Below are 21,412 nucleotides of genomic sequence, written 5' to 3'. Positions count from 1 at the left end.
AACGACATGAACCACTCACGTCGCCTCTATTTGGGCAGAACCTTCGTACTTTTTCAAGCGAAGCCCTAGATTATGTCGCACTTATGCGCGGTGGTCAACACTTTTTTATTGCGCAAGTTAGTAAAAATCGCTTCTTCTTCGAGAAAGCACCTCTTCAGACCGTTGCATGGATTCACAATACAAAGATTGGCACACACTGGTATCAGCAAAAAAAGGTATAGCAATCATGAGTCTGCACATTGCGTTTATAGGCGGTGGAAATATGGCCTCCGCCATCATTGGCGGTCTGACCAAGCAAGGGCACCCCACTAGTGGCATCACCGTTGTTGAGCCTTCGGAAGACGCCCGAGCGAGCTTACGTTCCCAGTACGGCGTTGGCGCTATGTCAGCTGGGTCGGATGCGCTCAAGGCGGCTGACGTGGTGATTTGGGCAGTGAAGCCTCAGGTTTTTCACGCCGCTGGGCTTGCAGTTGCGCCGTGGGTCGCTGGGGCGCTTCACATCAGTATTGCGGCGGGCATTCCATGCGGCAGCATTGCCACTTGGCTGCATTCAGATCGCATCGTTCGAACAATGCCGAATACCCCGGCACTCATCGGTAAGGGCATCACAGGTTTATTTGCCATGGAACGCGTCACCCCCACAGACCGCGAGCACTGCACCGGCATATTGGGTTGCACGGGTCAGACCGTATGGGTGGAGCGCGAGGAGCAACTTGATGCGGTTACAGCGCTGTCCGGCTCTGGGCCTGCCTATATGTTTTATTTGATGGAAGCGATGACCGATGCAGGTGCTCAAATGGGCCTCAGCCGCGAGCAAGCGCACAAGCTGGCCGTAGCTACCTTTATTGGTGCAGGTGAATTGGCCTTAGCGTCCACTGAAGCCCCTGAAGTCTTGCGCCAACGGGTGACTTCCAAAGGAGGAACCACCCACGCAGCCATTAGCGCAATGGATGCGAGTGAAGTCAAAACCCTGTTCTCCAAGGCCTTGTTTGCCGCTCACGCACGGGCGCAAGAGATGGGCAAAGAGTTTGGCAGCGCCGTATGACTATTGCGATCAGCAAAGACTCGCGACAGCAAGCCATCACGTCGATTGAACGCTACTTCCGGGAACACATGGATGAGCCCATTGGTAATGTTGCCGCTGGCGGACTGCTGGGATTCTTCTTGGAAGAGATTGGCCCTTTGGTCTACAACCGCGCCGTTGCCGATGTGCAAGAACGCCTGCAAGCACGTGTCATGGAGGTCGATGTAGAAGTTCACGAACCGGAATTCGTTTATTGGCGAAAACTCGACAAAAAACGGTGAGGCAACTACTATTTTTGCAGCATTTGCCAAAAACCAGGGGTGCCGTAGTGGTGTTTGAGGTAATCAATCCATAGGCGCACCCGCAGTGGCAAATGTTTGCGCTGCGGAAAAACTGCGTAAATGCCATTGGGCGGGGCCGCAAACTCGTCCAACACTGACACTAACGCTCCCTCTGAGATCTCGGCCTCTACCTCCCAAGTGCTGCGCCAAGCGATGCCATAGCCGGCTAGGCACCAGTCGTGCAGCACCTGACCATCGGAACAATCCAACGGCCCAGCAGGTCTTAAGTGAATGACTTCCGTACCCTGTTCGCTTGGCACTTTAAAGGCCCAGCCTCGGGTTTGGGACGCATCACTCGACAAGGTTAAGCAGGCGAATCTAGCCAACTCATTGGGGTGCTTTGGTGCCCCATACCGGGCAAGGTAAGCCGGGGTTGCCACACACATGCGTCGGTTGTCCGCCAGACGCAAACTCACCATGGACGAGTCCGGCATATCCCCTACACGAACCGCGCAGTCAAACCCTTCTCCCGCAATATCGACCACTCGGTCACTCAGGTTCAAAGACACGGTTACCTCAGGATGTAGTTCTCGAAACTTGGGTACCAACGGTGCCACATGGCGCCGCCCAAACCCTGCTGGCGCAGTAATGCGCAAATGACCGCTAGCCTTCACCCCGCCTGCACTCACACTGGCTTCCGCGTTGGACAAGTCCGCCAGTAGGCGCTGGCAATCTTCGAGGAACGCACTGCCTTCGTGCGTGAGGGTCAGCCGCCGGGTAGTGCGTAGCAACAACTTCACACCTAAGCGCTCCTCCAATGCGTCCAGCCGTCGCCCCATGATGGCGGGGGCCACGCCTTCTGCGTTCGCAGCTGCAGTAAGGCTTCCTCGCAAGGCTACAGAGACAAATGATTCGAGTTGCTTGAGTTTGTCCATGGTTAGCTCCCGTTGGCCTGAATGGCAGAACGCTCTGCTTCGTGTCCTCCGCCCGCTTTGCGGGCTCCCCCTTGACCTACGCAGACCGCTCTCCCATTCAGGCCCTTGGCGCTCGTGGAATATGCGTACGCAGCTACTTTTTTCATAGCACGACACCAGCTTCATGCAGTGCAGCCACATCAGTGGCCGAGTAGCCCAAGCTTTGCAGCAGCGCGTCGGTGTGCTCACCGAGCTTGGGCGGGTCCAGCCGCAGGCCGAGGCGCTCGCCGCCAAGAGTCAACGGCAACAAAGGCACTTGCGTCTGGCGGCCGTCGGGCAGCTCCATGGGCGCCAGCCCGCCCGTGGCTTGCAGGTGCGGGTCGTCAAATAAATGCTGCGGATCGGTGATGGGCGCAAACGGCAGGCCGACCTGCTCAAAGCGCTGAGACAGCTCAGCCCGGCTGAACTGTGCCAGGCGCGTGCGCAGCTCGGGAATGAGCCAGCTACGGGCCAGCACGCGGTCGTTGTTGGTGGTGACGCGTGGGTCGGCAAAGAGATCGGCGTAAGCGAAGGCCTCGCAAAAAGTCTTCCACTGTCCGTCACCCACCACGGCCAGAAAGATTTGCTCGTTGTCTTTGACGCTGAACACGTCGTAAATGCCCCAGGGCGAGATGCGCTCGGGCATGGGCGCAGCGGCCTTGCCGGTCACGGCGAACTGCATCATGTGCTGAGCAACCAGAAAGATGTTGTTCTCAAACAGCGCGCTTTGCACCTCTTGGCCCTTACCGGTTTGCTGGCGCTGCATGAGCGCGGCCATGGCGCCCACCGCGCCGAAGATGCCGCCCATGATGTCGTTCACGCTTGACCCAGCACGCAGCGGGTCACCCGGGCGGCCGGTCATATAGGCTAGGCCACCCATCATCTGCACCACTTCGTCCAGCGCGGTGCGGTGGTCGTAAGGGCCGGGCAAAAAGCCCTTGTGGCTCACGTAAATCAGGCGCGGGTCCAGCTTGCTTAAAGACGCGTAGTCCAAGCCCAGTTTCTGCATGGTCTCTGTTTTGAAGTTCTCGCTCACGATGTCAGCAGTGGCGACCAACTTGAGCACGATCTCGCGGCCCTGCGGGCTTTTGAGATCCACCGCAATGCTCTTCTTGTTCCGGTTGAACAGCGGGTAAAAGCCCGCGCCACTGCCCAGCAGCTTGCGGGTGCTGTCGCCCGCCAAGGGTTCAACCTTGATGACCTCAGCACCCAGATCACCCAAGGTCATGCCGCAAGTAGGCCCCATGACCATGTGGGTGAATTCGACGACGCGGATGCCGGCTAGGGGCAGTGATTGAGTGGATTCAGACATACATAAAGTTCAATGCATCGGAAAGGTGCGGCAAAACTAAAGCGCTAGCGCCTGACGGCCTAGGCCGCCTATACGGTGTAATCAAACACCAGCACATCGTCCAGCGCGGGCTTGAGCTGCGCGACAAACGCTTGGTGCACAGGGTGCGGCAAGTAGCGTGCGCGCCCCGTGTCATCGGCAAACGTCAAGTTAAAGCAGTGGGTAAAGCCTTTGACCAAACCCTCTGGGCTGTTGTTGCGCCCCCATTCCAAGCTGATGACATCGGCAATGGCGTCCTGCAGCGCGCAAAATGCATGCTCCAGCTCAGCCTGCTGCTGCGCTGACACTTCTGGCTTAAATTTCAACAGTACCAAGTGGCGAATCGGCATGCGCTAACTCCTTGAATGGCGGGGTGCCTGCATTTTTGTCACAAATAGAGTGATTTTTATCCATATAGTTTCCTATAAAGGATGGAATACAGTAGCACTATCCGCAAATCTCTGCCCTTTGCGTGGGGTTTTGCACCGTTTTTTGATTTGGAAAGGCTTTTTTCATGTCCACAACATCTACCCCCCGCACTGCTGAGCACCGCCTGCAAGTCGCGACCAGCCTGCACAGCTTCATCCAGGACAAAGTGCTGCCCGGCACCGGCATCAGCGCTGAGGCGTTCTGGAAAGGCTTTGACGCCATCGTGGCTGACCTGGCACCCAAAAACATCGCCCTGCTCGCCGAGCGCGACCGCCTGCAGACCGAGCTGGACACCTGGCACCAAGCCAACCCCGGCCCCATCAGCGATATGCCCGCCTACAAGGCATTCCTGGAAAAAATTGGCTACTTGGTCGAGAGCCCCAAGAAGGTAAAGATCACCACCAAAAACGTGGATGCCGAGCTGGCCACCCAAGCCGGTCCTCAGCTGGTCGTGCCCGTGCTCAATGCCCGCTACGCCCTGAACGCCGCCAACGCCCGCTGGGGCAGCCTCTACGACGCGCTGTATGGCACAGACGTCATTAGCGAAGACAAGGGCTGCGAAAAAGTAGGCCCCAAGGGTTACAACCCCAAGCGCGGCAAAAAGGTCATCGAATACGCACGCAACGTGCTGGACCGCTGCGCACCGCTGAAGAAGGGCTCGCACGTGGGCTCTACGGGTTACGCCATCAAGGGCGGCGACTTGGTCGTCACCTTGAAGGACGGCTCTACGTCCAAGCTGGCCGACAAGGACCAGTTCGTGGGCTTCCAGGGCTCTGCCAAAGATCCCTCCAGTGTGCTGGTGATTCACAACGGCCTGCACCTCGACATCATCATCAACCGCGCCACGCCCATCGGCAAGACCGATGCCGCTGGCGTGAGCGATTTGGTGCTGGAAGCCGCCCTCTCCACCATCCTGGACCTGGAAGACTCCGTGGCCGTGGTGGACGCTGAAGACAAGGTGCTGGCCTATGGCAACTGGCTGGGCATTCTGCAAGGCACGTTGGTCGAGAGTTTCGAGAAGGGTGGCAAGACGCTGACCCGTGGCCTCAATGGCGACCGTGTGTACACCGCCCCCGACGGCAAGAAGGAAGTCAAGTTGCACGGCCGCAGCCTCATGTTTGTGCGCAACGTAGGCCACTTGATGACCAACCCGGCGATTCACTACACCGCGGCCGACGGCAGCACGCAAGAGATTCCCGAAGGCATCATGGACGCCGTGGTCACCACCACCATCGCCCTGCATGACCTGAAGAAGACCAAGAAGGACGCCATCCGCAACTCGCGCAAGGGCTCGGTCTACATCGTCAAGCCTAAGATGCACGGCCCCGCTGAAGTGGCGTTTGCCGCCGAGCTGTTCACCCGCGTGGAGCAGATGCTGGGTCTGCCGGACAGCACCGTGAAGCTGGGCATCATGGACGAAGAGCGCCGCACCAGCGTGAACCTGAAGGCCTGCATTGCCGCCGCCCAAAGCCGCGTGGCCTTCATCAACACCGGCTTCCTGGACCGCACCGGCGACGAGATGCACACCGCCATGCAAGCCGGGCCCATGATCCGCAAGGCAGACATGAAGAGCAGCGCCTGGATTGCCGCGTATGAAAAGAACAACGTGCTGGTGGGCTTGTCCAGCGGGCTGCGCGGCAAGGCGCAGATCGGCAAGGGCATGTGGGCCATGCCCGACCTGATGAAGGCCATGATGGAACAGAAGATAGTCCACCCCAAGGCCGGAGCCAACACCGCCTGGGTGCCCAGCCCCACCGGCGCCACACTGCACGCCCTGCACTACCACCAGCTGCTGGTGAGCGACGTGCAAAAGGAACTGGAAAAGACCAACTACGAGAAGGCCCGCGCTGGCATCCTCGACAACCTGCTGCAGATTCCGGTGACTGCCACCCCGAACTGGACAGCCGCCGAGAGACAAGCCGAGCTGGACAACAACGCCCAGGGCATTCTGGGCTACGTGGTGCGCTGGGTGGACCAAGGCGTGGGCTGCTCCAAGGTGCCCGACATCAACGACATCGGCCTCATGGAAGACCGCGCCACCCTGCGCATCAGCAGCCAGCACATGGCCAACTGGTTGCACCACGGCGTGGTCACCAAGGCACAGGTGGAAGAAACCTTTGCACGCATGGCCGCCAAGGTGGACAAGCAAAACGCCGGCGACAAGCTCTACACCCCCATGGTGGGCAACTTCCAGGGCGCGGCCTACCAGGCAGCGACCGAGCTGGTGTTCAAAGGCCTGGCCCAGCCTAGCGGATACACCGAACCGCTGCTGCATGCATGGCGCTTGAAGGTGAAGGCGGCGTAACTCGCCTTTCTCTACAGGCCCTTTAAAGGGCTATGCAGGTTGTTATACATTTGATAGCAGCCTGCGCCCAATAAACGGGCGTTACCGGCAATTTTGCGCCAAATCAGAGACGTATCGGCCACAGCACACCATAACGCGCTATTCACTAAGCTGCCAAGGCACTTGTCGCTGGACCACTAACGCAGCGCTTCCACCTCAATTGCACCACCCGCCTTGTGCAACACGATCACCACGGCTTGGCCTTTGGCTTTGCGGATGCTGAGTTCTTTGGGAACAACGACAAAGTTGCGGTGGTAACTTGTGCTGCCGCCACCAGGCTTGTAGTCTGGGTTGGTGATATCTAGGTCGTGCACCCACAGCGAGCCACATTGGGTGCAGTCCACCGTTTGTTGAAATACGACTTCATAGGGTCCGTGCACGCCCTCTGGAAACGACAGGGGTTGGTGCACGAGTTCAAGCCGTTCTTGGTTCGAATTGCGCAAGCTAGCAGCTCCGTCCTTCAGCTCAACCGCAAGGCGAGTCGCGGCATCTGTAATCAAGACACAAGCGGCCAAGCACAGTGCGACTGCGATTGCTGGAGCGAACGTGGCCATAAGGCGTCTTTTGCTGATGTGCATAAAGCAACTCCCTCTGATGCCTAGGTAGACGACCATCACGCCAGCGGCAAGCTCTACGCCCCATGGCGGACAACTCGGAGGGCACGGCCTGCCGTGGCAAACACGGATTATCGTGGCCATCACACAATGCCATGAGATCTTGCAACCATGCGACCAAATCCAAATAGTGACTGGGTAGTATTTAAATCCAATGGAGCTTCAAGGTTTTATGGCAATGGCTAGCAGAGGCACGCATTGCCGCGCGACATGGGTGGTTTTACCAACCCCGGCGCCAAAGTGATTCGTCTTGCAGCTCGCGCCAACGGATGCGTGTCACCGTCTTTGAGAACACGGCTTCTAGTTCAACCCATTCAATCTTCACCTGCGGTGGTTCGGGCTCTATCACCCGCGACACCAAAAAGTGCTTGTTTTTAGCCACCGGCTGCACGGCGGTCCATTTGGTGAGTAAGAGCTTTTTGGGGTGGAGCGGTGTCATCGCGAAAGTAGCCGGTCAATGCAGTCATGTCAGTCAATACATCCGGGGTATAGGGCCAATTGGGTCCCATGTTACGTGCACGCTGGTGTCCCTGCGAGAATCAAGGTCAGCAAGGGCTGAACCTTCCCCTCACCGGGTCTTGCCACTATGTCCTCTAAAAAACTCACCCCCACCAACAACAGCTCAGCGGTGCCCAGTAGCCGCTTGGGACGCTTAATGCGCTTGGGCGGCATGGCCACGGGCGTGGCTGGCAATATGCTGGTGGCCGGTGCGCAGCAGCTTGCCCAGGGCAAGCGCCCGAAACTCAGTGATCTGCTGCTCACCCCAAGCAACGCGCTCAAGATCACACAGCAGCTCTCCCACATGCGCGGTGCCGCGATGAAGCTGGGGCAACTGATTTCGATGGATGCCGGTGATTTGGTGCCCCCCGAGATAGCGGCTGTGTTGGCGCGCTTGCGTTCTGACGCGCACGCCATGCCAGAGCGCCAGCTGCGCGCGGTACTCACTGCCAACTGGGGCGCACAGTGGCAGCAGCGCTTTACATCTTTTTCTTTCACGCCGATTGCGGCTGCTTCCATAGGCCAGGTGCACCGCGCAACGACCCTGGACGGACGCGACATGGCCATCAAGATCCAGTACCCGGGCGTGCGCAAAAGCATCAGTAGCGACGTGAACAACGTGGCATCCCTGCTGCGCCTATCGGGCCTGCTGCCCAAAGCACTGGACATAGAGCCGCTCTTGAAACAGGCCAAACGCCAACTGCGCGAAGAGGCCGACTACGAAGCGGAGGGCAAGCACTTGCAACGGTTTGCCCAGTTGCTAGCCGCCACCCCAGAGTTTGTGGTGCCCACATTGCACGCCGACTTCACGACCCAGAATGTGTTGGCCATGTCTTTTGTAGCGGGGGTGCCCGTGGAGTCGATAGCGGACGCACCACAGGCCGAGCGTGACCGACTGCTGAGCCTGCTGGTGGGCCTCATGTTCCGCGAGTTGTTTGAGTTTGGGCTCATGCAAACCGATCCTAACTTTGCGAACTACCGCTACGACCTACAGAGCCAGCGGCTGATCTTGCTGGACTTTGGTGCCACCCGAAGTTTCACTCCGGCCTTCGGGCAGGCTTACCAACACCTGATGCGCGCAACTTTGGCGGGCGACCGCAAAGCCATGGCGCAAGCCGGTCTTGCCATTGGCTACTTTGATGACAGCATCCGGGCCCAACACCAAATGGCTGTGCTTGACCTGTTTGATATCGCACTCGAACCTCTCAAGTTCGACGGTGTTTTTGACTTTGGCACTACCAACATGGCCCCTCGCCTGCGTGAAGCCGGGTTGGCGCTGGGTCTGGACAGGGACTTTTGGCACATTCCCCCCATCGAAGCCTTGTTCTTGCATCGCAAACTGGGGGGCTTGTTTTTGTTGGCGGCGCGACTGAAGGCGCGGGTGAATGTGCGGCAACTTGCTGTGCCGTACCTGCAGGCTGGGAGCGGACTCTAGGGATTTGCTCACGCCTAGCGGGCCCTGACAGCCACTGACCCCATTAACGATTGCACAGGTACCCCACCCACTTTTCAGCATGGCACGGCCTACGCATTGAGCCACTAGGCATTTATCTGGACAATAACTGCCAGCCTCCTACCCCACACGCCCACTTCACAATGAGCACTCCATTTACCTTCCTCACCCGCGTACGCTATGGCGAGTGCGATGCGCAGCTGGTCGTATTCAACGCCCGCTATGGCGACTATGCGGACTTGGCTGCCACCGAGTACTTTCGCGCCATTTTTGGGGGCATTCAGGCCCTGTTGGCTCGCAACCTAGACACGCAAGTGGTGCATTATCAGATCGACTGGACGTCACCCGCCCGCTTCGACGATGTGTTGGGGGTGCGTGTGCAGACCGAACGCGTGGGCACGACCTCGTTCACGTTGAACATGGCGTTTTTTATCGCAGGCACCCAAGCGCTGGTGGCCACAGCGGCGCTGACCTATGTGCTGGTGAGCACTCCCGCTTTCACCAAAACTTCCATCCCCGATGATTTGCGCACAGCGCTGCAAGGCGGTGCCCCCGATGTGGTGATGAACCAATCGGGCAGCTAAGTGCGCCCGTGCGGGGCCTGGTAAGCGCCTAGACAAGGACACCACCTTGGCATACAGTGCCGCGATGGTCTGCGGCACTCCCCTCAAACGGTTGGCACTCCTGCGCACGTGGTGGATGGGGTGCGGCTTGGTGCTTGCCCAAGGCACCTGGGCGGTAGAGCCCTTGCGCTACGGAGTGATGGACTCCCTATCCCACCCCTTGGTCATTCAAGACGGCAATGGGACCGTCAGCGGCGGGCTGTTGCTTGATTTAGGCCAAGCGGTGGCGCGGGAGCTGCACACCAAATTGCAAGTTCAACCCTTAGCGCGCAAGCGCCTGGACGCAGCGGTACAAAAAGGGCAAGTGGACTTGGTGTGCTACTGGAGTCCGCAATGGACCACGCAGGCCGACAAGGTGCAATGGACGATGGAAAGCCTGGCCCAAATTGAGCGCTTGGTGACGCACCAAGGCCAGATGCCCTCCAAAGTGGCGCTAGATCAACTCGAAGGCAAACGCATTGCCACGCAACTTGGCTACAACTACCCCAGCTTGCAAGCTTGGTTTGACAACGGGAAACTGCAACGCAAAGACGAGACCCGCATCGTGCTGATGTTCAAGGCGCTGGACTTGATGATTGCCGAGGCGCTGGTGGCATCCGAGGCCGAGATTGAGGGGTTTTTTCACACCAACCCCGAAGCCCGCGCCCGCTTTGAAACATCACCCTACCTGTTCTCCAAAGTCGCAACCCAGTGCGCTTTGTCGCGTAAATCTCCTCACACACTCGAGCAGGTGAACAAGGCCTTGTCGACCCTCATCGAAAGTGGCGAACTGGCCCGCATGGCATCGGCCTACAAGCTCAGCGGCTTGTAGGCACCCTTACTGGCGTAGGCTACGCGGCGGGGAAACACCCCAACACGCCTGTGGAATAGGTCCCAAACGGCTATCTCGTGTTTAATCCACTGCACAGAGATCCTGCTTGGTACCGCACGGGTCTGCATGCGTGCTTGCACGGCCACAAACTGCTTGGCTCCCACCCACGCTGGGCGCATCGAACATCTTATTTGGCAAGGAACTAGTTCAATGGAAAATCTTCTCTCAAGGGTCGGCTCTCTGCTCTACGGCATGCGTTTCACCATGCTGTTCTTCTATGTGGGCTTGGTGGCGATCATTTTCGGAATCTTGGGCAAGTTCCTGCTAGAGACCTACAAGCTCATGAACACCTTGCTGTTCGCTGACCTAGAAAAAATTGCGCTCATCATCAAAGTGCTGGAACTGGTCGACATGACCATGGTGGCGCAACTCGTGTGGGTGGTCGCACTGGCGGGTGTGTCGCTGTTTGTGACGACCGGGCACTTTGACAAACAGGATATGAAAAAGCCGGACTGGTTGGACCACGTCAACACCTACAACCTGAAACTCAAACTCGCGTTTGCCATCATCTCCATCTCAGGCGTACACGCCTTGAAAACCTACCTCAGTGGCGAGCTGAACTTGGAGAACATTCAAATCGTCACCATGGTGGCGGTGATTCACTTCACCTTCGTGCTCTCGGCCATTGGCATCTCGTTTGCGGAGCGACTGACTCGCGAACAAACCTAACCCCATCTAGACCTCGGAGCCTCTCGCCATGCCCAACACCCGCTCTGCCAATGCCGCACGCCTAGAGTTCACGCCAGGCTCTTTGGTGCAATCCAACCTGTCTGGAGCGGCCGTCACCGGTGACTGGCTCTGGGTGGCAGGCGACGAGGCTTGTGGGATAGACCGCTTGCGCAGGCTCGACCCCGTGGGCCAAGAGTCCTTGCGCTTTGGCGAGGTGCGCGACTTCCCTCTGGCGGACCTGCTAGACCTACCGGGGCTGGCCGACGAAGAGGCGGACTTAGAGGGCATGGCGGTGTCCGATGGCTATCTGTGGGTGGTCGGCTCCCACGGCTTGAAGCGCAGGAACGCCAAGCCCGAGCGCGACCACGCAGACAACGCCAAACGGCTGGCCAAAACATCGTTAGACGGCAACCGGCGCTTGCTGGCCTGCCTGCCGATTGAAGCTGACGCCAGCGGGGCGCCCTGCCTTGTGCGACAAGCCCGGGACGGGCGACACGCTTTGCGCCTGAAGGGCGATGCGCAAGACAACCTGCTGACGCGCGCACTGGCCGACGACCCTCACTTCGGCCCCTACATGGCCATCCCGGGCAAAGACAACGGCTTTGACATCGAAGGTCTGGCCATTGACGGGCGACGACTGCTGCTGGGCCTGCGCGGACCCGTGCTGCGCGGGTGGTCCGCGCTTTTGGAGATGGAGGTCGAGGCACGGAACCAGCAGCTGCGTTTGGTTCCGCTAGACGACAAAGGCACCTTGATTCGCAAGCACTTCGTCCAACTGGACGGCTTGGGGGTGCGCGACCTGCACTTCTATGGCGATGACCTCTACATCTTGGCGGGCCCTACGATGGTGCTCAACGGCGAGATTCGGCTCTTCAAGTGGCCGCAGGCAAAGGCTTTGCTTGCGGACAACCGCGAGCCCGTGCGCTTTGAAGCGGCGCTGACTGAATCAGTAGCTCTGCCGCACGGGCAGGGCACCAACCGAGCAGAAGCCATTTGCGACCTGCCACTGTCAATGACGGGTGGCACGCCAAGCTGGCTCGTGCTGTACGACGCCCCCGACTGCGACCGCAAAGACGGCGAGCACACCGTCTTCGGCGATGTTCTGAGCCACGACTGAGAGCGACAGCACGTAGCGACACCCGGTGCGTTGGCAGTTGCAAGCCGGATGGAGTCGTCCGCGCCGAGCGCTGTGTACCGCCGCTCCCCTGATTTAACCCACCAGGGTGCGGCCCATGGCCGTAGCAGCCTCCAGTAACTGCGGCACATGCTGCAAGGCCTGCTGCAGCGGCATGCGCGCCGCAGGCGCTTGAAGTGCCACGGCCGTGCGCACCGTGCGACTGCCCGCTTGCAGCACTGGCACGGCCACACAGACCAAGCCGTCTACAAACTCTTCCGCATCCACCGCGTAGCCTTGGCGAATGATTTGCGCCAGCTCTTCCTCCAGCGCGCGGCGCTCCGTCAAGGTGGTGGCGGTGTAGCGCGGCAGGGGCAGGCTCTCCAACAGCGCGGCGCGCGCCTGCTCGGCCATATGGGCCAAAAACAATTTGCCACTGGCTGAGCAGTGGATGGGCACACGCGTGCCCGCCTTTAGCTCCATGCGCAAGGGGAAGGCGGACTCCACACGGTCTAGGTACATCACATCGGTACCGCTCAGCGCGGTAAGGTTGCAGCTCTCGCCCACCTGGCTCACCAGTTGGCGCAGCACCGCATGGCGCACGCCGCGCCGGGTGTCGGCGCTCAGCACGTTCTCGGCCAAGCGCACCAAGCGCGCGGCGGGGGCATACAGGCGGCCACCGGGTTCGCGGGTGATCAAGCCCCCGGCCTCCAGCTGCCCCAGCATGCGGTGCACACTGGGCTTGGGCCAGCCGCTGCTGCGCACAGCGTCGGCCAGGCTAAAGGGCTGGCCCGTGGCGCACACCAGGTCCAGTAACTCAAACACGCGCAGCAAGGGGGTGGGCTTGTCCATGGACACCATGCGTTCCAATATTCGAGACGAATTACTATAAATATTCGAGATGAATGCGAGCGCTGATTATGCTTGCCTCCATGTCTATGCACCAGCCCTCCTCTTTGTCCGGCCCTCGCAGTCCATTCCAAAACATCGTGCTCACAGGCGCTTGCGGCGGCCTGGGCCAGGCCTTGGCGCGCCAACTGCTGACCCAAGGCGCGGTGGTGGCATTGGTGGGGTTGAACCGCCCGGTGCTAGAGGCGCTGGCCGCATCCGCGCCCTACCGCAGTGCCATTTACACGCCCGATGTAGCAGACCCCGCAGCCATGCAGGCGTGCGCCCAAGAGTGGGTAGGCCGCTTTGGCGTGCCCGACCTGCTGATCGCCAATGCGGGGGTGGCAGGCGGCTTTGACACCGCACAGGCCGGTGACTTGGCCGTGATGCGCCGCATGCTGGAGATCAATGTGCTGGGAGTGGCCACCACCTTCCAGCCCTTTTTAGAAGCCATGCGCACACAAGGGCGAGGCAGCTTGGTGGGGGTGGCCAGCCTGGCTGGCTGGCGCGGCATGCCGGGCAACGGTGCCTATTGCGCCAGCAAAGGCGCGCTGATTCGCTATCTAGAGAGCCTGCGCGCCGAACTGCGTGGCAGCGGTCTGCGTGTGCACACGGTCAGCCCCGGCTATTTGCGCACGCCGCTCACCGCCGGGAACCAGTTCGTCATGCCCGGCCTGATGGAGGCCGATGATGCGGCGCGTGCCCTGCTCGCAGCCGTCGCACGCGGGCGTGAGCAGATTGTGCTGCCGCGTCGCATGGGCTGGCTGGCCCGTGCCTTGGGCCTGCTGCCCGCAGCGTGGCACGACCGCATCCTGCTGGGCCAGCCGCGCAAGCCCCGCGTGGGCGAGGCAGGTGCCACCGCGATCCCAGGCCTGCCGCCCCGCCACTGATTTCAAACCATAAGAACCTGAGTGAGACACCGATGACCGACACAACGACAAGCGCCACCACGCGCGACTGCATCGCCCTGATTGGCGCGGGCCCCAGCGGGCTGGCTGCCGCGCGCAACTTGCAAAAGCTGGGCCTGCCCTTCCAAGGCTTTGAGGCCCACAGCGACGTGGGGGGCCTGTGGAACATGGACAACCCACGCAGCACCGTTTATGAGTCGGCGCACCTGATCTCCAGCAAGAGCACCACCGAGTTCAGCGAGTTCCCCATGCGCCCCGAGGTGGCGGACTATCCCAGCCACAAGGAAATGCGCCAGTACTTCTTTGATTTTGCAGACCACTTTGGCCTGCGCAAGCACTTTCATTTTGGTGCCAAGGTGCGCTCCGTTCAGCCAGTGGGCGGCGGCGTGGCGCCACTGTGGCGCGTGGAATGGCAAGGTGCTGACGGCGCGGTGCAGAGCGCGGAGTTCAAGGGCGTGGTGATTGCCAACGGCACGCTGGCCGAGCCCAATATGCCCACGTTTGAAGGCCACTTTAATGGTGAGCTGCTGCACACCGCAGCCTACAAAAGCGCCGAGCTGTTCCGGGGCAAGCGCGTGCTGGTGGTAGGCGCTGGCAACTCAGGCTGCGACATTGCGGTGGACGCGGTGCACGCAGCGCTTAGCGTAGACATCTCGGTGCGCCGGGGATACTACTTTGTGCCCAAGTATGTGTTTGGCAAGCCTGCTGACACGCTGGGCGGCAAGATCAAGCTACCTGCCTGGCTCAAGCAAAAGGTGGACAGCACAGTGCTGGGCTGGTTCACCGGCGACCCCAGCCGCTTTGGCTTTCCCAAGCCCGACTACAAGATGTACGAATCGCACCCCGTGGTGAACTCGCTGGTGCTGCACCACCTGGGCCATGGCGATCTGCATGTGAAAGGCGACATTGCGCGCCTAGACGGCCACACCGTGCATTTCAAAGACGGCAGCGCCAAGGACTATGACCTCATCCTGTGCGCCACGGGCTACCGGCTGCACTACCCCTTCATGGATGTAACGCTGCTGAACTGGCAAGGCATGTCGCCCCAGCTCTACCTCAACATCTTCTCGCCGCAGTTCGACAACCTGGCGGTGATGGGCATGATCGAGGCCAGCGGCATCGGCTGGCAAGGCCGCTATGAACAAGGCGAGTTGGTGGCGCGCTATTTCAAAGCGCGCGACGCAGGCAGCCCGGCCGCCGCCGCACTCAGCCGCGCCAAGGCGGGCCCACCGCCCGACCTGAGCGGTGGCTACCGCTACCTCAAGTTGGAACGCATGGCCTACTACGTGCACAAGGACACCTACCGCGCTGCGGTGCGTGCCGCCAGCGCAGCGCTGGCCTGAGGCTTCAGACACACCACACAAGGGAGACACACATGCTACCTGTCGACGAGATACGCCTGAATTTCAACCCCGCTTCGCTGGTGGTGCTCAACATCGTGCTGGGTTTTCTGATGTTTGGCATTGCCCTGGACACGCGTGTGGCCGACTTCAAACGCGTGCTGCGCATGCCCGTGGCCATGGCCGTGGGCATTGCAGCGCAGTTTGTGGTGCTGCCCGCCGTGACCTATGCCCTCACGCTGGCGCTGAACCCTGGCCCCAGCATTGCGCTGGGCATGATTTTGGTGGCCTGCTGCCCGCCCGGCAATGTGAGCAATATCCTCACACACCGGGCGCAGGGCAATGTGGCTTTGTCCGTGTCCATGACCGCCATTTCCAACGCGCTGGCCATTGTGCTGATGCCGCTGAACTTTGCGTTCTGGGCGGGCATGCACCCCACGGCGTCCACCTTGTTTCGCAGCATTGCGCTGGACCCGATTGAGATGGCGGGCCACATAGTGGTCATCATCGGCGTGCCCTTTGTGCTGGGCATTGCCTGTGCGGAGAAGCTGCCGCGCTTTACAGAGAAGGTGCGCAAGCCCGCACGCATTCTGAGCTTTTTGTGCCTGATCGGCTTCATTGTGGGCGCCGTAGCGGGCAACTGACGCTACTTTCTGGACTATGTGGGCCTGGTGCTGCTGGCCGTGGCCATCCATGACGCGCTGGCCTTTGCCACAGGCTATGTGTGCGCGCGCGCCACCGGACTGTCGGACTATGACCGCCGCGCCGTCTCCATCGAAGTGGGCATTCGCAATGCGGGCCTGGGCTTGGTGCTGATCTTCAGCTTCTTTGGCGGCCTGGGCGGCATGGCTGTGGTGGCCGGTGTCTGGGGCTTTTGGGACATCATTGCCGGCTTGGCGCTGGCAAGCTGGTGGGGGCGTAAGCCACCGGCCAAGCCGCAGGGAGAGTCCGCATGAGCGCTATGCCACAGGCGCGCGCACGCCGCGTGCTGGTAACGGGGGCGGACGGTTTTTTAGGCCGCAGCCTGGTGGCCGCGCTCGCGCAGAGAAGTAGTCTGGATGCTGTGGTCGCGACCGATGTGCGGCCCGTACCTGCCGAGCGGCGCCTAAGCGGTGTGGTCTACCTAGCGCAGGACGTGCGCGACCCCACGCTGGCCACCCTGCTGGCCGAGCACGCTATCGATACCGTGGTGCACCTGGCCTCTATCGTCACACCGGGCAAGCAGTCCAGCCGGGAGTTTGAATACTCGGTCGATGTGCTGGGCACGCGCAATGTGCTTGAGGCTTGCGTGTCACACGGCATACAGCACCTGCTGGTGAGCTCCAGCGGCGCAGCCTATGGCTACCACGCAGACCACCCGGCATGGCTGGTGGAGACCGATGCGCTGCGCGGCAACGAGGTGTTTGCCTACGCACACCACAAGCGCTTGGTGGAAGAGATGCTGGCGCAGTACCGCAGCAGCGCGCCGCAATTGCTGCAAACCGTGTTTCGCATTGGCACCATCTTGGGCGAGGGCGTAGACAACCAGATCACCGCGCTGTTCGAGAAACCGAGGCTCTTGGCCATCCAAGGTAGCGAAAGCCCTTTTGTGTTTATCTGGGATACCGATGTGACCGGTGCCATGCTGCATGCTTTGGAGCACCGCCGCGCGGGTTGCTTCAATGTGGCGGGCGACGGAGCCTTGCCCTTGCGCGCGATTGCCCAGCGCCTGGGCAAGCCTGTGCGCAATCTGCCCGCTGCCTTGCTCAAAGCGGCGCTGGCCATCGGGCATGCGCTGGGGGTCAGCCGCTACGGGCCTGAGCAGCTGGACTTTCTGCGCTACCGCCCCGTGCTGCTGAACACTGCGCTCAAGACCCAGCTGGGTTACGTGCCCGCCAAAACCAGCAGCCAGGCGCTGGACGCCTTTATCGCCGCCCGCGCGGCGCAGGGCCGACCGATCACTGGCTCGGGAACCCGGGCGTGAACGCACAAGCAGCGAGCTCCTGGACGCGGGGTGACAGCCTGCGCGCGCTGGGCGTGGTGGTTCTGTGGGGGCTGAACTTTGTCGTCATGAAAGTGGGACTGCAGGGCCTGAGCCCCATGCTGCTGGGCGCACTGCGCTTTGCGGCGGCCTCCTTGCCTTTTCTTTGGTGGGTGGGGCGCCCGCCGCTGCCCTGGCGCTACGTGCTGGGCTATGGCTTGGCCCAAGGCCTGGGGCAGTTTGGCCTTCTGTTCTGGGGACTGCAACTGGGCATGACGGCAGGCATGGCCTCGGTGGTGATGCAGATGCAGGCCTTTTTTACTTTGCTGCTGGCCGCGCCTGTTCTGGGTGAGCGTGCCCGCAGTTGGCAATGGGCTGGCCTGGTGCTCGCGCTAGGGGGCCTAGTGGCCATTGCCAGTGCGCACGGCCAAGGCCCGGGCCAGATGACGCTGGTGGGCCTGGTGCTCACGGCCAGTGCGGCGTTCATGTGGGCAGTGTCCAACATCGTGGTGCGGCTGGCGGCGCGCCACGGCAGCTACGCGCCTTTCCCCTTCATCGTGTGGACCAGCGTGGTGCCCATACTGCCGTTCACCGGTTTAGCTATCTGGAGCGATGGCTGGGACAGCGTGGTGGCCCAAGTGAGCAGCTTGCGCTGGCCCGCCGTCGCCTCGGTGCTGTACTTAGCCTGGCTGGCCACGTTGCTCGCCTACACCATGTGGACCCAACTCCTGCAGCGCCATAGCGCCGGCAAGGTGACACCATTCTCGCTGCTAGTGCCCGTAGTGGGTCTGACTGCGGCAGCCCTGGCGTTTGGGGAAGTCCCAAGGCTGCTGCAGTGGGTGGGCACTGGGGCCGTGTTGCTAGGCCTGGCCGTGAACCAAGGTGGGCAGTGGTGGATCGCACGCAGGCCAGCCGCATCGTGACGTCTTGAACAGACTAGGGTTCCAACCGGAAATTACTATTAATTTAATAGCTGACTTCGCTTATTCCACGTGCGCAAAAGCCCGATTTACCTACATCCAAAGCCGATAAGCCCAAAAACTCTCGTGGTGCTGAATGCCTTTGCCCAAGGCCTCGGGGGTAAAGCCGGTGATGCGGCGTGTGGTGCGGATCAGGTGGGACTGGTCGGAGTAAGCGGTGTCTGCCGCCGTAATTTGCGCCCTGCGCCCTGCGCGCAAGGCTTTGTGCTGGGTGGTCCGCATGCTCACTCCACCTCCGGCGGGGGTTCAAGGGCCGAGAATGGGAGGGGGTGATCGCGGCCCGTGGGGCCAATATTGCTGATGATGACCCGCGCCTGCCCGTTGCGAAACAGGTGCACGTAAGCGCGGCCCGGTTCGGGGTAATAAGGGATGGTGGTGGTGTACTCGTGCAGGGCACCTTTGACGCCCCGCTCCACAATAGGCACGCCGGGTGCGATGGTGGGGTCGTCCTCCACCGGGATGGTGATGGTGGTTGGTTTGGGTCGGTCCCAGGTGTACCACTTGACCTTGACCTTCATACCCGGGCGCCAGGTGCGGGGGATGGTGTAGCCCCCGGCGATGGTGCCGCCGCAGTTGAAGTCGCCCCCGCTCATCTCTGGGCTCACTTGCCCAAACGGCACCTCTTGCACCCAAAACCCTTGCACATAGGGCATGAGGTCTTGCCGCGGGCCGCCGTGGCGCACGCATTCCAGCCCTACTCCGATGGTCGGGGTTCTTTGGGATTTGCGTATGGCTGCTTCGCGATTGATCGTCTCCCAGAGCTCGGGGTTCTCACGTTTAAGGCGTTCATCAAACGTCTCCCGGTGCGCACAGCCCATCACCAGTGCGGCCAGGGCCAAGGTTGCACAAGTGAATGCACGTTGAGTCATTCGTTGCATCGTCAGCCCCTTCATTCAAACACCGCACGCGGTAAGAAGTAGCCCCCGCCCTCGCGCCGCCCGCTGGTGATGATTCCGATGGCTTTGGCCTTGACCCAGCTTTGCAGCAGCCTCGCGTCTTCATCGCGCATCACCGGATACAAGTCGCAGCTGCTCACGTAGAGCGCGTCGGGGTACTTGAAGCGATATTCGTTGTTGTAGGCCGCCTCTTGGTCGAGTTCGTCTTTGCGGTTGGTAGCGTTCATTGCGTTGAGGGCTTGGATGCGTTCAGATACCAACTTCTCCAACCCCGTCTGCCCCGCTGGCACTTGCACGGTGCCCGCTTTTTCTGCGGCAATGCGTTGTTGGTAGTTGGCGAACACCTTGGCCTCCAAGGCATTGAGCGTCTTGCCCTTGCCTTGGCGGTGCACGATGTCCACCAACAGGCGCGCCTTGTCGTCGTGGGTGATGGGGCCGGCCAGCACAAAGCCCGCCAGGCTGTCGTGCACATAGCGCCCCAGCAGCACGCAGTGCGCTTGCCCGGCCACTTGGCTGCGCCCTTGCAGCACGCCAAGGGCGACCTCTATCCAGGCCTGGTCGGCAGGGTTTTGTTGTTGGCAGATGAACTGGGGCAGCCAGTTGCTGTGACGCCGCAGGGTGTCGTCGATCCAGACCGCGCGCTGGTTGCCATATTTTTGGCGCACCGGCATCTCCCAGTAGTTGTATTGTTTGGCGGCCTGCCACTGCGTAAAGAGGCTCAGGTCGCCTTGCAGGTTTTGGTTGTAGCTGCGGATGTTGTCTTCGTCTTGCGCGCTGATGGGGTTGTGCAGCAGCCTGAAGAGGTCGGGTGCCAAAACATGGGCGGTTTTACCGGGTGGCGGGGGCAGGTAGATGCGGCGATAGTCGTAGTACAGGCGCATGTGCAGCGCAATGAGGGCGTGCAGGTCTTGGCACTCTTCCAAGGGCGTGGCCATGGGGGCGGGCTGGGTGCGCGGGGCGTAGTCTTGGGCCTGGGCCATGTAGTCGTTCCAGGCCTGGGCCACTGCGGGGCTGAGGGCGTAGTCTTCCAATAGCTGCTTGCTCATCAATGTGGCATCAAGCAACGGCACACCGGCGATGCGGGCGAGCTTGTACATGTGCAGCAGCGGCACTTGGGAGAGCAGCTCGGCATCCGTCTTGCTGCGGCCCTGGGCCAGCAGGCCATAGCCCCCGCCCACGTCGGAGTGCACGCCGGGGTACACATATTCGCTGAGCTGGCCGCCCCGGATGCGGGTGAGCGGGAAGTTCAGCCGCTGCTCATGCGCGCCCAGCATGTGCACGCAGCGCTCCACCAGCGCGGGCAAAGGTTGGCGTATTTCTTTGGCCCAGGCAAAGTGCCCGGTGGCAAAGCCTGCCACCGGCCCCAGAGCGCGGCGGGCAGAGTCGGCCAATCCGGTGCTGGCCACGCAGTCAAACAAGCCCAAGAATTTGATGCGCAGCGGCATGCCCGCGATTTCGCCGCTGGGGATGGCGGCATTCAGCCAGTGGCAAAACGCGCTGGCCTCTGCGGCCCCGCGCGAGAAGCCAAACACGCTCACGTGGATGTAGGGGATGTTGGGCAAGGGCTTGCGCTTGCGGGCATCTTGAATGCTTTGCGTGGCGTGGGCGTAGATATTGGCCAGCCAGCTTTCGCGGGTGGGGGCGGGACGCTCCGGGTCGGTGGAGCCGCCGTCTACCTGGCGTTCAAAGTCTTTGAGCAGGGCTTTGATGTCATCTTCTTTATAAAGGGCGAACTCGTTGTTGAACGACTTGTGCACCGAGTTAAAGACTTCCAGCACCCCGTACAAGATGCGGGCCTGCCCGCCCTTGGCATAGGCTTTGCCCTCGTCGCTTTCGCCGGGCTCTTGGTTGGGCTCAAAGCGGGTGCCTAAGCCAGAGACATAGGTTTTGTAGTGGCCTGTGTGATCGGAGTTTTCTGCAACACTTTTGTGCGCATTAAAGAGGCGCGCCACATTGCTGTGGCCGCGCTCGGGCATGTCGCGGTCGCGGTTGTTGTTGGTGCCATCAAAGAACAGGCCGATGTACAGCGGTATCTCGCACTTCAGCGGGTCGCTGGGTGCCATCAGGCTCGCAACGACTTCGTCCACCGTGGGTGTCATTTCCTGTGCCGGGTTGGCGCTGATGCGTAAGGGGGCGTTAAAAACTGTGCGTGTCATGGTCTTAGGCGGTGGGTTTACTACGGTTTTGATAGCTTCTAGCGCAGGCAGAACCTGCGCCAAAGGCCGATTGGGCTTGTG

Annotated in this window: 23 protein-coding genes; 14 read left to right on the top strand and 9 right to left on the bottom strand. The window is 60.9% G+C overall.

Annotated features, from left to right (window positions below; translation table 11 throughout):
- The first annotated feature begins 226 nt into the window (after positions 1–226).
- Together proC and EXZ61_RS03190 are read left to right on the top strand one after the other, a co-directional pair.
- Positions 227–1,045 carry a pyrroline-5-carboxylate reductase gene (proC, locus tag EXZ61_RS03195; RefSeq protein WP_142808958.1) on the top strand — a complete coding sequence of 273 codons (819 nt, stop codon included), beginning with the start codon at positions 227–229 and terminating at the stop codon, positions 1,043–1,045.
- The gene (locus EXZ61_RS03190; protein ID WP_142808956.1) at positions 1,042–1,305 is read left to right on the top strand and encodes a DUF2164 domain-containing protein; all 264 of its coding nucleotides are present in this window, start codon (positions 1,042–1,044) and stop codon (positions 1,303–1,305) included. Before proC ends, EXZ61_RS03190 begins: the two co-directional genes overlap by 4 nt.
- Before the next feature lie 8 nt (positions 1,306–1,313).
- Here the strand turns inward: EXZ61_RS03190 and EXZ61_RS03185 are convergent, their stop codons facing one another.
- The 3 genes from EXZ61_RS03185 to EXZ61_RS03175 form a co-directional block, all read right to left on the bottom strand.
- Positions 1,314–2,240, bottom strand: coding sequence for a LysR family transcriptional regulator (locus EXZ61_RS03185; RefSeq protein WP_142808955.1), 927 nt, complete (start codon positions 2,238–2,240; stop codon positions 1,314–1,316).
- A gap of 142 nt (positions 2,241–2,382) precedes the next feature.
- On the bottom strand, positions 2,383–3,570 hold the full coding sequence (locus EXZ61_RS03180) for a CaiB/BaiF CoA transferase family protein (protein WP_142808953.1): 1,188 nt from the start codon (positions 3,568–3,570) through the stop codon (positions 2,383–2,385).
- A 68-nt stretch (positions 3,571–3,638) separates the two neighbouring features.
- A complete protein-coding gene (locus EXZ61_RS03175) occupies positions 3,639–3,938 on the bottom strand; it encodes a Dabb family protein (RefSeq protein ID WP_142808951.1) in 300 nt (99 codons plus the stop codon).
- Positions 3,939–4,102: 164 nt separating this feature from the next.
- Here EXZ61_RS03175 and EXZ61_RS03170 point away from each other — a divergent pair, with 164 nt between their 5' ends.
- The gene (locus tag EXZ61_RS03170) at positions 4,103–6,322 is read left to right on the top strand and encodes a malate synthase G (RefSeq protein ID WP_142808949.1); all 2,220 of its coding nucleotides are present in this window, start codon (positions 4,103–4,105) and stop codon (positions 6,320–6,322) included.
- A 176-nt stretch (positions 6,323–6,498) separates the two neighbouring features.
- Here the strand turns inward: EXZ61_RS03170 and EXZ61_RS03165 are convergent, their stop codons facing one another.
- Both EXZ61_RS03165 and EXZ61_RS03160 read right to left on the bottom strand, forming a co-directional pair.
- On the bottom strand, positions 6,499–6,915 hold the full coding sequence (locus EXZ61_RS03165) for a hypothetical protein (RefSeq protein WP_142808947.1): 417 nt from the start codon (positions 6,913–6,915) through the stop codon (positions 6,499–6,501).
- A gap of 280 nt (positions 6,916–7,195) precedes the next feature.
- Complete coding sequence (locus tag EXZ61_RS03160) at positions 7,196–7,414, bottom strand: TIGR02450 family Trp-rich protein (RefSeq protein ID WP_142808945.1); 219 nt, start codon at positions 7,412–7,414, stop codon at positions 7,196–7,198.
- 147 nt (positions 7,415–7,561) lie between these two features.
- Between EXZ61_RS03160 and EXZ61_RS03155 the strand changes: the two genes are divergently transcribed.
- From EXZ61_RS03155 to EXZ61_RS03135, 5 genes are all read left to right on the top strand, one after another.
- Entirely contained in the window at positions 7,562–8,908 is a 1,347-nt protein-coding gene (locus EXZ61_RS03155) for an ABC1 kinase family protein (RefSeq protein WP_142808943.1), read from the top strand.
- A 161-nt stretch (positions 8,909–9,069) separates the two neighbouring features.
- Positions 9,070–9,510, top strand: coding sequence for an acyl-CoA thioesterase (locus tag EXZ61_RS03150; RefSeq protein WP_142808941.1), 441 nt, complete (start codon positions 9,070–9,072; stop codon positions 9,508–9,510).
- Between the two features lie 46 nt (positions 9,511–9,556).
- A complete protein-coding gene (locus EXZ61_RS03145; RefSeq protein WP_142808939.1) occupies positions 9,557–10,360 on the top strand; it encodes a substrate-binding periplasmic protein in 804 nt (267 codons plus the stop codon).
- A gap of 210 nt (positions 10,361–10,570) precedes the next feature.
- A complete protein-coding gene (locus EXZ61_RS03140) occupies positions 10,571–11,089 on the top strand; it encodes a YqhA family protein (protein WP_142808937.1) in 519 nt (172 codons plus the stop codon).
- A gap of 28 nt (positions 11,090–11,117) precedes the next feature.
- Positions 11,118–12,206, top strand: a complete 1,089-nt coding sequence (locus EXZ61_RS03135; protein ID WP_142808935.1) for a DUF3616 domain-containing protein — start codon at positions 11,118–11,120, stop codon at positions 12,204–12,206.
- A gap of 93 nt (positions 12,207–12,299) precedes the next feature.
- Here the strand turns inward: EXZ61_RS03135 and EXZ61_RS03130 are convergent, their stop codons facing one another.
- The gene (locus tag EXZ61_RS03130; protein ID WP_142808933.1) at positions 12,300–13,055 is read right to left on the bottom strand and encodes an IclR family transcriptional regulator; all 756 of its coding nucleotides are present in this window, start codon (positions 13,053–13,055) and stop codon (positions 12,300–12,302) included.
- Between the two features lie 86 nt (positions 13,056–13,141).
- On the opposite strand from EXZ61_RS03130, the gene EXZ61_RS03125 reads away from it, so the two are divergent.
- From EXZ61_RS03125 to EXZ61_RS03105, 6 genes are read left to right on the top strand one after another with little or no spacing between them, the layout of a single operon-like run.
- Positions 13,142–13,981, top strand: coding sequence for an SDR family oxidoreductase (locus EXZ61_RS03125; RefSeq protein ID WP_142808931.1), 840 nt, complete (start codon positions 13,142–13,144; stop codon positions 13,979–13,981).
- Between the two features lie 32 nt (positions 13,982–14,013).
- Positions 14,014–15,342, top strand: a complete 1,329-nt coding sequence (locus tag EXZ61_RS03120) for a flavin-containing monooxygenase (protein ID WP_142808929.1) — start codon at positions 14,014–14,016, stop codon at positions 15,340–15,342.
- 32 nt (positions 15,343–15,374) lie between these two features.
- The gene (locus EXZ61_RS03115; protein WP_237219072.1) at positions 15,375–15,983 is read left to right on the top strand and encodes a bile acid:sodium symporter family protein; all 609 of its coding nucleotides are present in this window, start codon (positions 15,375–15,377) and stop codon (positions 15,981–15,983) included.
- An 18-nt stretch (positions 15,984–16,001) separates the two neighbouring features.
- Complete coding sequence (locus EXZ61_RS22050) at positions 16,002–16,295, top strand: hypothetical protein (protein ID WP_237219071.1); 294 nt, start codon at positions 16,002–16,004, stop codon at positions 16,293–16,295.
- A complete protein-coding gene (locus tag EXZ61_RS03110) occupies positions 16,292–17,302 on the top strand; it encodes an NAD-dependent epimerase/dehydratase family protein (RefSeq protein WP_237219070.1) in 1,011 nt (336 codons plus the stop codon). The genes EXZ61_RS22050 and EXZ61_RS03110 overlap by 4 nt, the downstream gene beginning before the upstream one ends.
- On the top strand, positions 17,299–18,222 hold the full coding sequence (locus EXZ61_RS03105) for an EamA family transporter (RefSeq protein ID WP_237219069.1): 924 nt from the start codon (positions 17,299–17,301) through the stop codon (positions 18,220–18,222). The genes EXZ61_RS03110 and EXZ61_RS03105 overlap by 4 nt, the downstream gene beginning before the upstream one ends.
- A 90-nt stretch (positions 18,223–18,312) precedes the next feature.
- On the opposite strand, the gene EXZ61_RS03100 is transcribed toward EXZ61_RS03105, so the two are convergent.
- From EXZ61_RS03100 to EXZ61_RS03090, 3 genes are read right to left on the bottom strand one after another with little or no spacing between them, the layout of a single operon-like run.
- A complete protein-coding gene (locus EXZ61_RS03100; RefSeq protein WP_142808928.1) occupies positions 18,313–18,501 on the bottom strand; it encodes a hypothetical protein in 189 nt (62 codons plus the stop codon).
- 2 nt (positions 18,502–18,503) lie between these two features.
- Positions 18,504–19,157 carry a DUF3304 domain-containing protein gene (locus EXZ61_RS03095; RefSeq protein WP_168224687.1) on the bottom strand — a complete coding sequence of 218 codons (654 nt, stop codon included), beginning with the start codon at positions 19,155–19,157 and terminating at the stop codon, positions 18,504–18,506.
- Between the two features lie 11 nt (positions 19,158–19,168).
- Entirely contained in the window at positions 19,169–21,331 is a 2,163-nt protein-coding gene (locus EXZ61_RS03090) for a T6SS phospholipase effector Tle1-like catalytic domain-containing protein (RefSeq protein WP_142808924.1), read from the bottom strand.
- Positions 21,332–21,412: the final 81 nt, after the last annotated feature.

It is taken from the genome of Rhodoferax aquaticus (genome assembly GCF_006974105.1).
GTDB classification, from domain to species: domain Bacteria; phylum Pseudomonadota; class Gammaproteobacteria; order Burkholderiales; family Burkholderiaceae_C; genus Allorhodoferax; species Allorhodoferax aquaticus_A.
Note: the sequence above shows the minus strand (reverse complement) of the source record. Positions and strands in the feature narration are given on the sequence as shown.